The following is a 13,695-nucleotide window of genomic DNA, read 5'->3' as shown; positions in this document are numbered from 1 at the left end:
TGTATGAGCACCCCGGCGACCGTCATCGCCGCGGGTGGTGTCGTCTGGCGTGAGCGCCGCGGCAGCCTGCAGGTGCTGCTCGTGCATCGGCCCCGGTACGACGACTGGTCACTCCCGAAGGGCAAGCTCGCGCCGAACGAGCACGTGCTGGTCGCTGCACGGCGTGAGATCGAGGAAGAGACCGGACAGCAGGTGGTGCTGGGTCCACCGCTCGGCGTGCAGCGCTACACCGTCCGCAAGAACGGCGCGACCGCGCCGAAGCTCGTCCACTACTGGTCGGCGACACCACTCGACGGTGCCGACTTCCAGCCCAACAGCGAGGTGGACGAAGTCGCCTGGCTTCCACTGGACAAGGCGCGCACCAAGCTCAGCTACCCGCGTGACGTGGACATCCTCGACTGCCTCGGCCGCGTCGTACCTGTCAGCTCCACACTGGTCCTGCTACGTCACACCGAGGCGGTCAAGCGCAAGGACTGGGAGAGCAAGGACACAGCGCGGCCGCTCAGCACCAACGGGAAGAACCAGGCCGAGCGGCTGACCGCCGTACTGGGAGCGCTGGGGGTGAACAAGCTCATCACCAGCGACGCGGAGCGTTGCATTGCGACACTCACGCCGTACGCCGCCTCGATCGACAGGCAGATCCACCTCTGGCCGGAGATCTCGGAGCGTGGGTACCACGAGGACCCGAGTGCACTCGCCGGCCTGGCCGAGAAGGCGTGGAAGCCGGGCAAGGTGACGGTGGTCTGCTCGCACCGGCCGGTGCTGCCTGCACTGGCCCGGGAGCTCGGGCTGAGGGTCGGCAAGTTCTCACCCGGAGCCTTCCTGGTTGCTCACCGGCTGAGTGACGGACGTCTCGTCTACGAGCGGTTCACCGCTCCCTAGACACCGGGCCGGACGCGCAACCAGCACGGGTCGGTGACGATCCAGGCACAGCCGCCGGGGCGTCCGGATGACTCTGGAAGTGACGGGTATGTTCCTACCGAGGAACCTGGCGCCCCACCGGGCCCGGGTCTGAGGAGAGGTTCGGGGCGCACCATGACGATGATGCGAGAACTGACACTGATCGGGATCCGGATGGAATCGCCCAACCGGGCCCCGGTGATGATGTTGCGCGAGACCGATGGCTACCGCTACCTGCCGATCTCGATCGGCTCCGTCGAGGCGACCGCGATCGCCTACGAGGAGCAGGGGCTGCGCCCGTCGCGGCCGCTCACCCACGACCTGATGCGCGACCTGATCGAGGCGTTCGGCGTGCGCATCGAGGCAGTCGAGATCGTCGAGCTGCGCGACGCCGTCTTCTACGCCGAGCTTGTGCTGGCCAACGGAGCCCGCGTCTCGGCCCGGCCGAGCGACTCGGTCGCCCTCGCGGTCCGGCTCGGCACCCCGATCCGCTGTACCGAAGAGGTCTTGCGCGAGGCTGGCGTCGCGACCCCGGAAGAGGAGCAGGCCGAGCTCGAACGCTTCCGCCAGTTCCTCGACGGCGTCGCCCCGGAGGACTTCTCCAGCTGACTCGCCCGGCCCGCGTGCCACCACGACGTACTACCGTGTGCGCCGTACGGCGAGTCGCGCGTTCACCCGGACGGTGCGCCGAGCGTTACCGGGACGTGAGCCAGCGGTCGTTGGAATCGACGCAGAGTCACGGCTCTTAACTCAGTTCACCTGTTGGCCGCCTGGCGGCATGCCAAGCGTCGCCGACGCTATCGGAATCGTTCACCGCTCGTTCACCGGCGACGGACCGGTCGGACACCTGCTCTCCCTACCGTCTGTGGAAGTTCAGAAGTCTGATTCCCGCAGAAGGGCAACACTCTCGTGTCCGTCAATCGCCTGCTCCGCGTCGGCACCGTCGCCGTGGCATCCCTCGGCGTTCTCGCTCTGAGCGCCTGTGGCAGTGACCCGGAGCCGTCCGGTTCCTCGAGTCCGGAGGGTTCGTCGTCGACCGGCGCCGACTGTCCGCAGGGCACCCTGAACGCAGAGGGCTCCTCGGCGCAGAAGAACGCCATCGAGGAAGTCATCGCCAAGTACAACGAGAAGTGCGCCGACGTCACGGTCAACTACAACCCGACCGGTTCCGGTGCGGGTATCAAGCAGTTCAACGCGAGCCAGGTCGACTTCGCGGGGTCAGACTCCGCGCTGAAGACCGAGGGCGCCGACGGCGGCGAGTCCGAGGCCGCGCAGGCCGCGAAGCGGTGCGCGAACAACCCGGCGCTGAACCTGCCGATGGTGATCGGCCCGGTCGCGATCGCGTACAACGTGGACGGCCTGGACAAGCTGGTCCTGGACGGCGCGACCGCCGCGAAGATCTTCCAGGGCACGGTGAAGACCTGGAACGCCCCGGAGATCGCCAAACTGAACCCGGGCGTGACGCTGCCGTCCGCGCCGATCTCGGTCTTCTTCCGGTCCGACGAGTCCGGCACCACCGAGAACTTCACCAAGTACCTGGCCGCCGCCGGCGGTGGCGCCTGGACCGGTAAGCCGGCCAAGAAGTGGACCGGCACCGGCGCCGGCAAGGAGAAGTCCGCGGGGGTCGCCGAGGGCGTGAAGAGCACCAAGAACTCCATCACCTACGTCGAGTGGTCGTACGCCGTCGACAACAAGCTCGGCGTCGCGCAGATCGACAACGGTTCCGGCAGCCCGGTCGAGCTGACCGCCGAGACCGCCGGTAAGGCGCTGGCCGCCGCGAAGCCGGCCGGCACCGGCGGCGACCTGTCGATGAAGCTGGACTACGCGACCAAGGAGGCGGGTGCGTACCCGATCATCCTGGTCACCTACGAGATCGCCTGCAGCAAGGGCCTGCCGGCCGAGAAGACCGCCCTGGTCAAGAGCTTCCTGAGCTACTTCGCCAGCACCGAGGGCCAGTCCTCGCTGACCGAGCTGAACTACGCGCCGCTCCCGGACGCGATCCGGACCAAGGTCGACGCGGCGATCCAGTCGATCAGCTGATCGTCACCAGGCAGTGATGCGAGCCCCGGCCGGTCCGAGTCATCGGATGGCGGCCGGGGCTTCGCCGGATTCAGACGTGACCACCTAGGCGCTTGGAGCACCATCGTTGACGTCCTCCCACCGCCCTAAAGCAGGGGATTCCAACCCGTGCGGGTTGAGGTTCGCGGTTCACAGCCGTGCCTTACTGCGCAAGAAGGCTCCCCGCGCTGCCACGGCCCGCCCGGCCGCGGTTGCTACTGGTCTTGCAGGTATCGGTTGCTTGGCTATCGCAACCGGCGAAGACATTATCCGACCCGACCGACAAAACCTGATGGGAGGGAAATGGCGTTTCCTCCCCGCCCTGAATGACGGGGTTCGACGCCATCAAACCCGATGAGTAGTCCAGACGGCACGGCACCGCCCGACCGGCCAGCCGGCCAGGAGGAGGAGCGGATCGAGGACCTGGTCCACGAACCGGCCGGTCCCACACCGCACTTCGAGCACCTGGCCGACAAGCACGCCGGCCAGTCCGCCGTACCGCCGGCTGAGGACAAGGGGAAGAAGCTCGAGCTCGGCCCGGTCGGGCACCTCGGCGACCGGTTGTTCGCCGGCCTGGCCCGCGGCTCCGGCGGCCTGGTGGTCGCCATCGTCGCGTTCGTCGGCATCTTCCTGCTGGCGCTGGCGATCCCGGCCCTGGCCGACAACCAGAGCAGCTTCCTGTTCTCCCGGATCTGGGAGCCCGGCGGCGACCAGCCCCGGTTCGGTATCGCCGCGCTCTTCTACACCACCGTGATCAGCTCGATCATCGCGATGGTGATCGCGGTGCCGATCGCGGTCGGGGTCGCGCTGTTCACCACCTACTACGCGCCGAAGCGGCTGGCCGCGCCGGTCGCGCACGCGATCGACCTGCTCGCCGCGGTGCCCTCGATCATCTACGGCCTGTGGGGCATCCTGTTCTTCGCGCCGATCCTGCGCCCGGTGATCGACGGCCTGTCCGGCGCACTCGGCTGGCTCCCGGTGTTCGAGAAGCCGCCGGGCGACAACGTGGGCGTGGTGTTCACCGCGTCCGTCGTACTGGCGATCATGATCCTGCCGGTGGTCACCGCGATCAGCCGGGAGATCTTCGCCCAGACGCCGATCGCGCATCGCGAGGGCGCGCTGGCCCTCGGCGCGACCCGCTGGGAGATGATCCGGATGTCGGTCCTGCCGTACGGGCGGTCCGGTGTGGTGAGTGCCTCGATGCTCGGCCTGGGCCGCGCGCTCGGTGAGACGGTCGCGGTGCTGATCATCCTGTCCGTGCCGAACGGCAACGACCCGTGGGACTCGTCGATCTTCGCCGGCGGCGAGACGTTCGCGTCGAAGATCGCCAACAACGCCGCCGAGTTCGACTCGCCGGAGAAGACCGGTGCCTACATCGCGGCCGGTCTGGTGCTGTTCGTGGTGACGTTCCTGGTCAACTCCGCGGCCCGGATCATCGTGGCCCGCAGCGCACCCGGTGGGAAGCGGTCGCGCCGCAACCGCAACGCCGGCGCAACCGCCACCGAAGGAGCCTCCGCATGAGCGAGCGCAGCGAGCGAATCAGAAAGCACAGCGCACCCGGAGCCTCAGCGGCGCCCGGAGCGAAGCGAGGACGCCGATGAGCACGATCGTCGAGAACAAGCCGGTGTACGACGGTCAGGCTCTGGACCTGTCCGGGAAGTCGGGCGCCCGCGCCTTCAAGAACACGCTGGCCACCGTCCTGATCTCGTTGGCCTTCGTGGTCGCGCTGATCCCGCTGGTGTGGATTCTCTGGACCGTCATCAGCAAGGGCTACAGCCTGCTGCTCGATGCCAACTGGTGGAGCCAGTCGCAGCGCGGCGTCACGGTGCGGCGCGAGGGCGGCGGCGCGTACCACGCCATCATGGGCACGCTGATCATGGGCCTGATCACGGCCGTGATCGCGGTTCCGATCGCCATCCTCGGTGCGATCTACCTGGTCGAGTACGGCAAGGGCACCAAGGCCGCCCGCGCGGTCAGCTTCATGATCGACATCCTCACCGGTGTCCCGTCGATCGTGGCCGCGCTGTTCGTCTACGCGGTCTGGATCACCGTGTTCGGCTTCAACCGGGTCGGCTTCGCCGTCTCGCTGTCACTGGTGCTGCTGATGCTTCCCGTCGTACTGCGGTCCACCGAGGAGATGCTGAAACTGGTGCCGGACGAGTTGCGGGAGGCGTCGTACGCGCTCGGGGTGCCGAAGTGGAAGACGATCCTGAAGGTGGTCGTGCCGACCGCGTTCGGCGGCATCGTCACCGGCGTGATGCTCGGCCTGGCCCGGGTGATGGGTGAGACCGCGCCGCTGCTGATCCTGGTCGGCTACTCCAAGAACATCAACCTGAACCCGTTCGACGGGTTCATGGGCGCGCTGCCGACGATGATCAACCAGGACCGGACCGAGCTGGCGCTGGAGCCGGCCGCGGACCGGGTCTGGGCGGCGGCGCTCACGCTGATCCTGCTGATCCTTGCCCTCAACCTGCTGGCCCGGCTGTTCGCCCGGTTCAGCACCATCAAGTCGAAATAGTCACGAGAGGTTCTGAGTCGATATGGCGAAGCGCATCGAGGTCAGCGGCCTCAACGTCTACTACGGCGACTTCAAGGCCGTCGAGGACGTGTCGATGACGATCGAGCCCCGCTCGGTCACCGCGTTCATCGGACCGTCCGGCTGCGGCAAGTCCACCTACCTGCGGACCCTGAACCGGATGCACGAGGTGATCCCCGGCGCCCGGGTCGAGGGCAAGGTCATGCTCGACCAGCAGGACCTGTACGCGACCGGGGTCGACCCGGTCGCGGTCCGCCGGGTGGTCGGCATGGTGTTCCAGCGGCCGAACCCGTTCCCGACCATGTCGATCTTCGACAACGTCGCGGCTGGGCTGAAGCTGAACGGGGTCAAGGACCGCAAGAGGCTCACCGAGGTGGTCGAGCAGTCGCTCAAGGGCGCCAACCTCTGGAACGAGGTGAAGGATCGGCTGGACAAGCCCGGGGCGGGCCTGTCCGGTGGTCAGCAGCAGCGGCTGTGCATCGCCCGGGCGATCGCGGTCGAGCCCGAGGTGATCCTGATGGACGAGCCGTGCTCGGCACTGGACCCGATCTCCACGCTCGCGATCGAGGACCTGATCGAGAAGTTGAAGGACCGGTTCACCGTGGTGATCGTCACGCACAACATGCAGCAGGCGGCCCGGGTGTCGGACCAGACCGCGTTCTTCAACCTGGCCGCGACCGGTAAGCCCGGCCGGCTCATCGAGATGGGTCCGACCAAGCAGATCTTCTCGAACCCGAACGAGAAGGCGACCGAGGACTACATCACCGGTCGTTTCGGCTGATTCCGTCGTACCGGCAGGTCGGCCCCCGCGAACTCGTGGGGGCCGATCTGTTGGGTGAGAGCCGTTCAGACACAGAGGGTTCGAGCGAAGTTGACCCGGGCAAGGGTGTCGGCGACGTCGCGCGGTGAGCTCACGCCGACGTGGGTGTTGTGGGTGCGGTTGCCGTTCTGCACCGTGACCTGGACGAAGCCGGTGGTCTTGCGCTCCTTGCAGAGCAGGAAGAGCAGACCGAGCAGGCAGGCGAGCGCGAACACGATGGCCAGGATGATCGCCCAGGCAGGGATCTTCTCCTCGGTGCGCGACATGTCCATCGCGGACCAGTTGGTCCCCTGGGTGGGCAGCACACCGGCCGGTGTGACGATCCGGAACTGCTCGACGGAGATGTCGCCGACGGTGACCAGCACCGGCCCGGTCGGGAACGCCTGCAGGGGCAGCGATTGCGCGGGCTGGTACGGCCCGCCGACAGGCGGCTGGTACGGCCCCGGGGGCGGCGGCCCGGGCTGCGCGGACGGCGCCGCCTCGAACGTCGGCGTCGGCGGCTCGTACTGCACCGGGAGGTGGCGGGTCGGCTCCGGTGCGGGATCGCCGGGCCGGCCGGCGGGCGGCGGAGGCTGAGGGGGTTGAGTCACCCGGCCAACTTTAAGTGCTCGAGGGATCCGGTGTGGACGCGTGACCGGTACCTGTGGAAAAGATAATCTGCCAGGATTCCTCGACGTTCTCAGAAGGGACCGCGGTGAGCACTCCGACGCCTCCCGGCGACGACCCGAACGACCAGAACAGGCCGCAGGACACCCCTGGCGAGACCCCGGGAGAACAGCCCGGCCAGTACGGCGAAACACCCGGTCAGCCCGACGACGACCGGCCGGGCCAGTACGGCCAGCAGCCTGGGCAGTACGGCCAGCCGGGTTCCTACGGACAGCCCGGGCAGCCGGGGCAGTACGGCCAGCCCGGGCAGCCGGGGCAGTACGGCCAGCAGCCTGGCTACGGACAACAGCCTGGACAGCAACCCGGCCAGCCTGGCTATGGCGGGCAGGGTGGGCAGTATCCGCCTTACGGGCAGTCCCAGCCGGGTGCGTACCCGGGCCAGCCTGGCCAGTACGGTCAGCAGCAACCGGGGTACGGCCAACAGCAGGGTTCTTACGGTCAGCAGCCAGGCGCGTACGGCCAGTACCCAGGCCAAGCAGGCGGTTACGGCTACGGCGGCGGCGTCCCGCAGAACAACACTCCCCAGACCCTGTCGATCATCGGCATCGTCTGCTGGTTCTGCTGCGGGCCGGCCTCGATCGTCCTCGGACTGATTGCCCAGAGCAAATTCCGCGAGCAGGGCCGGCCGGATACGCTCGCGAAGGTGGCCTGGATCGGCGGCATCGTCTCGATCGTCCTGTCGATCGTGTCCTACTCCACCGGTCTGGTCGGCAACTACTGAGTGGCGAAACTTCCGAGCGCAAGCTGAGCCGTCGCCTGACTTGGCGGCGGCTCAGTTCAGGTTCCGCGCCACGCCGTACACGAGGAACAGGGCGATCAGGCCCTTGACCACCCAGTCCACCGTGCGGGGGCTCATCCTCAGCCGGGGCAGCCGGATCAGCCGCAGCGATTCGAGCGACCAGGCAAGCAATTGGTAGCCGACGGCAACACCGACGACCGGGCCGAGGACCAGGACCACCGGGTTGAAGTGCCAGGCGGCGTCCAGATCCCCACGGAGCAAGGCGGCGGCCATCCTGGTCGATCCGCACAGCGGACAGTTCAGGCCCGTGGTCGCGTGCAGAAGGCAAGGAATCCCGATCCGCCCGCCGGACAGCTGGTACACGGCTGCGAGCCCGAGCCCGCCGAGACCCGTGGCGGCCAGGCCCAGCACTCGTCTGTCCACAGGCTGGACCGGACCGGTCGGCCGCAGTACGACGCTCAGCGAAAGGCTCACCGGACAACGGTAACTCTCATCACGTGGGATCCGTAGCCAAAGCTGAGCCGTCCGACCACTAGCCTGCAACTCACTCCTCAAACAGCAATCAGTAGAAGGGATCGTCGTGAGCAATCCGACGCCACCGCCGGGTTACGGCCCGCAGGACCCGCAGCAGCCGGGTCAGTACGGCCAGCAGCCGGGCCAGTACGGCCAGCCCGGACAGCAGCCGGACCCGTACGGCCAGCCTGCACAGCAGCCGGGCTATGGGCAGCAGCCCGGCTACGGCGCTCAGCAGCAGCCGGGCTACGGGCAGCCGCAGCAGCCTGGGCAGTACGGCCAGCAGCCCGGTTATCCGCAGCAGCCCGGGCAATACGGGCAGCAGCCGGGGCAGTACGGCCAGCCGGGCTACCCGCAGCAGTACGGCCAGCCGGGCTTCGGCGGCGTCCCCGGCAACCTGGCCGCCTGGCCGAACCGGGTCGGCGCCTTCCTGATCGACGGCATCATCTACGGCATCCCGGTTGGTATCGGCAACGCCCTGACCAGCGGCGACACCGGTGGCGCCATGATCGTCATCGGCTTGGTGTTCCTCCTGATCGGCATCGGTCTCTGGATCTACAACCGCTGGGTCCTTCAGGGGCAGACGGGCCAGAGCTGGGGCAAGAAGGTCACCGGCCTGAAGCTGGTCGGTGCCGAGACCGGCCAGCCCGTCGGCGTGCTGAAGGCGTTCCTGCGTGACATCACCCACATCCTGGACGGCCTGCCGTGCTACGTCGGCTACCTGTGGCCGCTGTGGGACGAGAAGAAGCAGACGTTCGCGGACAAGATCAACAACACCTACGTCATCAAGCTCTGACGTAGTCCCGCGCTGCACCGGACGCCGTGGCCCGTGGGGCCGCGGCGTCCGGCCATGCCGGGCCCCAGAAAGGACCGCAGGTGAGCACCCCGCCCTCCAACGCGCAGTACCCACCGAGCCAGCCCGGGTACGGCGGCCCGCCACCAGGCCATACCGGGTACGGCGGCCCGCCGCCAGGCCAGCCCGGTGGGTACGCGCCGGGCCAGCCAGGTGGTCAGTACCACCAGCAGGGCTACAGCCCCTACGGACAGGGCGGTTACGGCCCGGGCTACGGCTACGGCTACGCACCACCCGGACAGCTGGCGGGCTGGCCGATCCGGGTGGGTGCCTCGCTCCTCGACGGCCTGCTCGCAGCCATCCCAGCCATCAGCGGCGGCGTAGTCGCCCTGGTGATCGACGCAGACCAGGAGCAGCTCGGCGCCGGCGGCGGGATCGCCTTCGCCCTCGGGTACCTCGGCAGCTTCGGGATCGCGGTCTGGAACCGGGTCATCCAGCAGGGCCGCACGGGTCAGTCGGTCGGCAAGAAGGTCACCGGGCTGAAGGTCGTGCACGCGGAGACCGGCCGGCTGATCGGTATCGGCTCGACCCTGGGCCGCGAGTTCTGTGCGGTGCTGTTCAACAACATCTGTACTCTCAATGTGCTCTGGCCGCTGTGGGACGAGAAGCAGCAGACCTGGCACGACAAGGTCGTCAACGACGTGGTCATCCGCCTCTGAACCCCTCGAGAGATGGAATAGATGTGAGTACACCGACACCACCCCCGCAGGACCAGCCGCCGTACGGTCAGCAACCGCCGTACGGTCAGCAGCCCCAGTACGGTCAGCCGCAGCACGGTCAGCCGCCGTACGGGCAATCCCAGTACGGGCAACCCCAGTACGGCCAGCAGCCTCAGTACGGCCACCCGCAGCAGGGCTACAACCCCCACGGGCAGGCGCCGTACGGACAGCCGCAGTACGGCTACGGGTACGGCGTACCGCAGGCGCCGCTGGCCGACTGGGCACCACGTGCCGGCGCCTACCTCATCGACAGCCTGATCAGCCTGGTCCCGATCCTGATCGGGTACGGCGTCTTCCTCGCGGACATCGCGTCACGCGCCAACGACCTGACGTCGTCCAACGACGCTCCGGGCGCGTTCGCGATCGTGATCTTCGTGCTCGGCCTCGCCGCCAGCCTGGGTCTGGGCCTGTGGAACCGGGTCTTCCGCCAGGGCAAGACCGGGCAGAGCGTCGGCAAGAGCGCCCTGCACCTGCGACTGGTCGACGCGAACACCTACCAGCCGGTGGGCGCCGGCAAGGCGTTCCTCCGCGACCTCCTGAGCGGGCTCTTCAACAACGCCTGCTTCCTGAACCTGCTGTGGCCATTGTGGGACGACCAGAAGCAGACCTGGCACGACAAGGTCATGACCACCTACGTGATCAAGTCGGCCTAGGCCTAGCTACCGCGACAGCAGGAAGCCGGCGCAGGTGACGGCCCAGAGAACACTGGTGAAGGTGCCGATGATGAAGCGTTCGGCCACCGCCTGTGGAGTGACCGAGGCAGGCTGATCAGGGCTGCGCAGCTCGGGGTAGCGAGCCAGTCCCTTGATGGCCAGCACGATCGCCACGCCCTCCGGCCACCCCGCCACCAGGGACGCGTAGATGGCGCCACGCTCCAGTGAACCGATCAGCGCGCCTCCACGCAGCACCTCACCGGCTTTCTGCGTCGACTGGGCTCTCGTGTTGCGCCGGTCGACCAGAGCCAGCACAGACGTCGTCAGCGGACCGCCACCGGTGACAGCGAGGCCTCCGGCCAGCAGGAGCAGCACGTTCCACCAGCGCTCGCCCCAGCCCACCACACCGTCGCCTGCCAGCAGCAGGAGTCCGACTCCGACCAGACAGGCCAGCATCACCCCGCTGAACACGATCTGCACTGTGGAGCCGGCCTTGGGCACCCACGCCAGTACGGCGAGGACCAGGCCGGCTGCGGTCAACGACAGGATCAGTGCCGTCACGCAGCGGCCCCAGCGCCCAGCAGCTCGGCTGCCAGCACCCGTCCGCGTTGCTCCTCGGCGAAGCCGGCCGCCTGGGCCCGTTGCGTCACCGCCGACTGGCTGATCCCCAGCTTCACACCGATCTCCCGCCTGGTGAGTCCTTCGGCGAGCAGGTCGGCCACTGCCCATCCCCGCTCGCTCCGGCGCCGCAGCACCGACGCCATCAGCCACAGCACTGTCTCGACCTGCTCGGCGACGCGGGTGTCGGTGCCGACCACGTTGACGTGGTGCGGACTCGACTTCGCCCGGTTCACCGCCTCCCGCGCGTTCACGAACGCCTCGCCGGTGCCCGCCCGCGTACTGCGGGGCAAAGGCTGGGCGACCTCGCCGATACCGAGACCGACGTACCAGGTGTCCGCGCGAACAAGCTCGACAATCACGTCGATGGTGGCGCGCGCCTCCGAGAACACCCCCTGTACCTCGTCACCGGCCGTCCGCTCGAACTTCCGAAGCAATCCGGTCCGCCGCGGGCGCCGGTTCAGGGTGTTCAGGAGCTCGGGTACGAGATCGGTCATGCTTCGGCTGCCCCGTTGATCTACTGTGAGAACGAAGACCACGGCCCTGCACCTCCTTCGCAACGGATTAAGGATATAGTCTTATTCACGTAGAGTGAAGGAAAAAACCTGAATCGGTTCACCCGATCACTCCCAGTGACCGCCCCGCAGGCCCGCCGATCCCCCCAATTCTCCGCTGCATTCGGCCCCCACGGCATCTCGACTCGCCCCACGATTTTCACTCCGAGTCAGCACCGAGCGGACCGCCAGGCCATCACAATTGCCCATCCGGAGGGTCGTCCCGACGGGAGTACGTCGAATGTGATGGCCTGGCGGTCCGGCCTCTCACTCAGCCATCGGCAAGTACAGCTTCTTGTCGTGGGCCTTGAAGCTGTCGGACATCTCGGCGAAGCCGGCCTCGATCGCCTCCGCCGACGTCAGGCCCTTCTCCTCGGCGTACGCGCGGATGTCGGCGGTGATCCGCATCGAGCAGAACTTCGGTCCGCACATCGAGCAGAAGTGGGCCGTCTTGGCCGGCTCGGCGGGCAGCGTCTGGTCATGGAACGACCGCGCGGTGTCCGGATCCAGCGAGAGGTTGAACTGGTCCTCCCAGCGGAACTCGAACCTTGCCCTGGACAATGTGTCGTCCCAGGCCTGCGCACCTGGGTGCCCCTTGGCCAGATCGGCCGCGTGGGCGGCGATCTTGTACGTGATCACACCCGTTTTCACGTCGTCGCGGTCCGGCAGGCCGAGGTGTTCCTTCGGCGTGACGTAGCAGAGCATCGCCGTACCCAGCCAGCCGATCTGGGCCGCGCCGATCGCCGAGGTGATGTGGTCGTAGGCCGGTGCCACATCAGTTGCCAACGGCCCCAATGTGTAGAACGGCGCCTCACCGCACAGCTCCTCCTCGAGCCGCACGTTCTCGGCGATCTTGTGCATCGGCACATGTCCCGGACCTTCGATCATCACCTGGACGTCGTGCTCCCAGGCGATCTTGGTGAGCTCGCCGAGGGTCCGCAGCTCGGCGAACTGCGCCGCGTCGTTGGCATCCGCGATACACCCCGGCCGCAGCCCGTCGCCGAGTGAGAACGTCACGTCGTACGCGCGGAGGATCTCGCAGAGCTCGGCGAAATGCGTGTAGAGGAAGGACTCCTGGTGATGCGCCAGGCACCACGCGGCCATGATCGAACCGCCGCGCGACACGATCCCGGTGATCCGTTGCGCGGTCAGCGGAACGTACCGCAGCAGTACGCCGGCATGCACGGTCATGTAGTCCACGCCCTGCTCGCACTGCTCGATCACGGTGTCGCGGTAGACCTCCCACGACAACGCGGTCGGGTCGCCCTTCACCTTCTCCAGCGCCTGGTACAGCGGCACCGTCCCGATCGGCACCGGCGAGTTGCGCAGGATCCACTCGCGCGTCTCGTGGATGTTCTTGCCGGTGGACAGGTCCATCACGGTGTCCGCGCCCCATCGGGTGGCCCAGACCAGCTTCTCGACCTCTTCCTCGATCGAGCTGGTGACGGCCGAGTTGCCGATGTTGGCGTTCACCTTCACCAGGAACTTCTTCCCGATGATCATCGGCTCGGACTCCGGGTGCCGCCGGTTCGCCGGGATCACCGCGCGGCCGCGGGCCACCTCGTCCCGGACGAACTCCGGATCGACTCCCTCGCGGACGGCGACGTACCTCATCTCCTTGGTGATGGTGCCGGCGCGCGCGTGCGCGAGCTGGGTCAACGGCTCGCGCCCGGCGATCCAGTCCCGCCGCAGTGTGGGCAGACCGGCCTGTACGTCGATCCGCGCGGGGGCGTCGGTGTACGGGCCGGACGTGTCGTACAGGTCGAAGTGCTCGCCGTTGGTGAGGTGGACACGGCGGGCCGGGACCCGCAGCTCGCCGCGGTAGATCTTCTCCGAGCCCGAGATCGGGCCGGTGGTGACAGACGGACGGACCCGTGATTGGGCACTGTTTCCGATGGTTGTCACAATGCTGCTCCCTACGCCGGAATTACCCGGACAGGTTCGGCGGTCGGCGGCGCCGGTTCACCCAGCCGCCCTCTCAGCCCGCTACGGTGCGAGCTCCCGCGATCTCCAATTGTCGTGAATCACCCTAACGAAGATCTGCATACGGGATTCCGTGGGGCGCG

At 67.8% G+C, this 13,695-nt stretch carries 15 protein-coding genes and 1 riboswitch; of the genes, 10 read left to right on the top strand and 5 right to left on the bottom strand.

The window, feature by feature from the left end; translation table 11 throughout:
* The first annotated feature begins 3 nt into the window (after positions 1-3).
* From AB0F43_RS11630 to pstB, 6 genes are all read left to right on the top strand, one after another.
* On the top strand, positions 4-882 hold the full coding sequence (locus AB0F43_RS11630; RefSeq protein WP_360473975.1) for an NUDIX hydrolase: 879 nt from the start codon (positions 4-6) through the stop codon (positions 880-882).
* 162 nt (positions 883-1,044) lie between these two features.
* The gene (locus AB0F43_RS11625) at positions 1,045-1,509 is read left to right on the top strand and encodes a bifunctional nuclease family protein (RefSeq protein ID WP_360474512.1); all 465 of its coding nucleotides are present in this window, start codon (positions 1,045-1,047) and stop codon (positions 1,507-1,509) included.
* Between the two features lie 300 nt (positions 1,510-1,809).
* Complete coding sequence (gene pstS / locus AB0F43_RS11620) at positions 1,810-2,940, top strand: phosphate ABC transporter substrate-binding protein PstS (protein WP_360473973.1); 1,131 nt, start codon at positions 1,810-1,812, stop codon at positions 2,938-2,940.
* 372 nt (positions 2,941-3,312) lie between these two features.
* The gene (gene pstC, locus AB0F43_RS11615; protein WP_360473971.1) at positions 3,313-4,479 is read left to right on the top strand and encodes a phosphate ABC transporter permease subunit PstC; all 1,167 of its coding nucleotides are present in this window, start codon (positions 3,313-3,315) and stop codon (positions 4,477-4,479) included.
* 76 nt (positions 4,480-4,555) lie between these two features.
* Positions 4,556-5,476, top strand: coding sequence for a phosphate ABC transporter permease PstA (pstA, locus tag AB0F43_RS11610; protein WP_360473969.1), 921 nt, complete (start codon positions 4,556-4,558; stop codon positions 5,474-5,476).
* A 22-nt stretch (positions 5,477-5,498) separates the two neighbouring features.
* On the top strand, positions 5,499-6,275 hold the full coding sequence (pstB, locus tag AB0F43_RS11605; protein WP_360473967.1) for a phosphate ABC transporter ATP-binding protein PstB: 777 nt from the start codon (positions 5,499-5,501) through the stop codon (positions 6,273-6,275).
* A 65-nt stretch (positions 6,276-6,340) separates the two neighbouring features.
* Here pstB and AB0F43_RS11600 read toward each other — a convergent pair whose 3' ends face one another.
* Entirely contained in the window at positions 6,341-6,904 is a 564-nt protein-coding gene (locus AB0F43_RS11600; RefSeq protein ID WP_360473965.1) for a hypothetical protein, read from the bottom strand.
* Positions 6,905-7,008: 104 nt separating this feature from the next.
* On the opposite strand from AB0F43_RS11600, the gene AB0F43_RS11595 reads away from it, so the two are divergent.
* A complete protein-coding gene (locus tag AB0F43_RS11595) occupies positions 7,009-7,701 on the top strand; it encodes a DUF4190 domain-containing protein (protein WP_360473963.1) in 693 nt (230 codons plus the stop codon).
* A gap of 51 nt (positions 7,702-7,752) precedes the next feature.
* On the opposite strand, the gene AB0F43_RS11590 is transcribed toward AB0F43_RS11595, so the two are convergent.
* Entirely contained in the window at positions 7,753-8,193 is a 441-nt protein-coding gene (locus AB0F43_RS11590) for a DUF2752 domain-containing protein (protein ID WP_360473961.1), read from the bottom strand.
* Positions 8,194-8,299: 106 nt separating this feature from the next.
* Between AB0F43_RS11590 and AB0F43_RS11585 the strand changes: the two genes are divergently transcribed.
* The 3 genes from AB0F43_RS11585 (at position 8,300) to AB0F43_RS11575 (ending at position 10,457) form a co-directional block, all read left to right on the top strand.
* Positions 8,300-9,028 carry an RDD family protein gene (locus tag AB0F43_RS11585; protein WP_360473959.1) on the top strand — a complete coding sequence of 243 codons (729 nt, stop codon included), beginning with the start codon at positions 8,300-8,302 and terminating at the stop codon, positions 9,026-9,028.
* Between the two features lie 80 nt (positions 9,029-9,108).
* Entirely contained in the window at positions 9,109-9,744 is a 636-nt protein-coding gene (locus tag AB0F43_RS11580) for an RDD family protein (protein ID WP_360473957.1), read from the top strand.
* Positions 9,745-9,767: 23 nt separating this feature from the next.
* Positions 9,768-10,457, top strand: a complete 690-nt coding sequence (locus AB0F43_RS11575) for an RDD family protein (RefSeq protein WP_360473955.1) — start codon at positions 9,768-9,770, stop codon at positions 10,455-10,457.
* 6 nt (positions 10,458-10,463) lie between these two features.
* On the opposite strand, the gene AB0F43_RS11570 is transcribed toward AB0F43_RS11575, so the two are convergent.
* From AB0F43_RS11570 to thiC, 3 genes are all read right to left on the bottom strand, one after another.
* Complete coding sequence (locus AB0F43_RS11570) at positions 10,464-11,018, bottom strand: hypothetical protein (RefSeq protein WP_360473953.1); 555 nt, start codon at positions 11,016-11,018, stop codon at positions 10,464-10,466.
* Positions 11,015-11,572: a transposase gene (locus tag AB0F43_RS11565; RefSeq protein ID WP_360473952.1), complete on the bottom strand. Its 558-nt coding sequence runs from the start codon at positions 11,570-11,572 to the stop codon at positions 11,015-11,017. The genes AB0F43_RS11570 and AB0F43_RS11565 overlap by 4 nt, the downstream gene beginning before the upstream one ends.
* A 324-nt stretch (positions 11,573-11,896) precedes the next feature.
* Positions 11,897-13,534: a phosphomethylpyrimidine synthase ThiC gene (gene thiC, locus AB0F43_RS11560; RefSeq protein ID WP_360473950.1), complete on the bottom strand. Its 1,638-nt coding sequence runs from the start codon at positions 13,532-13,534 to the stop codon at positions 11,897-11,899.
* Positions 13,525-13,644: riboswitch (TPP riboswitch) on the bottom strand. (Overlaps the previous gene by 10 nt.)
* Positions 13,645-13,695 lie beyond the last annotated feature (51 nt).

Origin of the sequence: Kribbella sp. NPDC023972 (genome assembly GCF_040639075.1) — a bacterium.
Lineage (GTDB): Bacteria > Actinomycetota > Actinomycetes > Propionibacteriales > Kribbellaceae > Kribbella.
Note: the sequence above shows the minus strand (reverse complement) of the source record. Positions and strands in the feature narration are given on the sequence as shown.

What these genes read in the sequence shown, in the direction of transcription:
- AB0F43_RS11630 (WP_360473975.1), top strand. Translation starts at nt 4, where the DNA reads ATGAGCACCCCGGCGACCGTCATCGCCGCGGGTGGTGTCGTCTGGCGT.
- AB0F43_RS11565 (WP_360473952.1), bottom strand. Translation starts at nt 11,572, where the DNA reads ATGACCGATCTCGTACCCGAGCTCCTGAACACCCTGAACCGGCGCCCG.
- AB0F43_RS11625 (WP_360474512.1), top strand. Translation starts at nt 1,045, where the DNA reads ATGCGAGAACTGACACTGATCGGGATCCGGATGGAATCGCCCAACCGG.
- pstC (WP_360473971.1), top strand. Translation starts at nt 3,313, where the DNA reads ATGAGTAGTCCAGACGGCACGGCACCGCCCGACCGGCCAGCCGGCCAG.
- pstB (WP_360473967.1), top strand. Translation starts at nt 5,499, where the DNA reads ATGGCGAAGCGCATCGAGGTCAGCGGCCTCAACGTCTACTACGGCGAC.
- pstA (WP_360473969.1), top strand. Translation starts at nt 4,556, where the DNA reads ATGAGCACGATCGTCGAGAACAAGCCGGTGTACGACGGTCAGGCTCTG.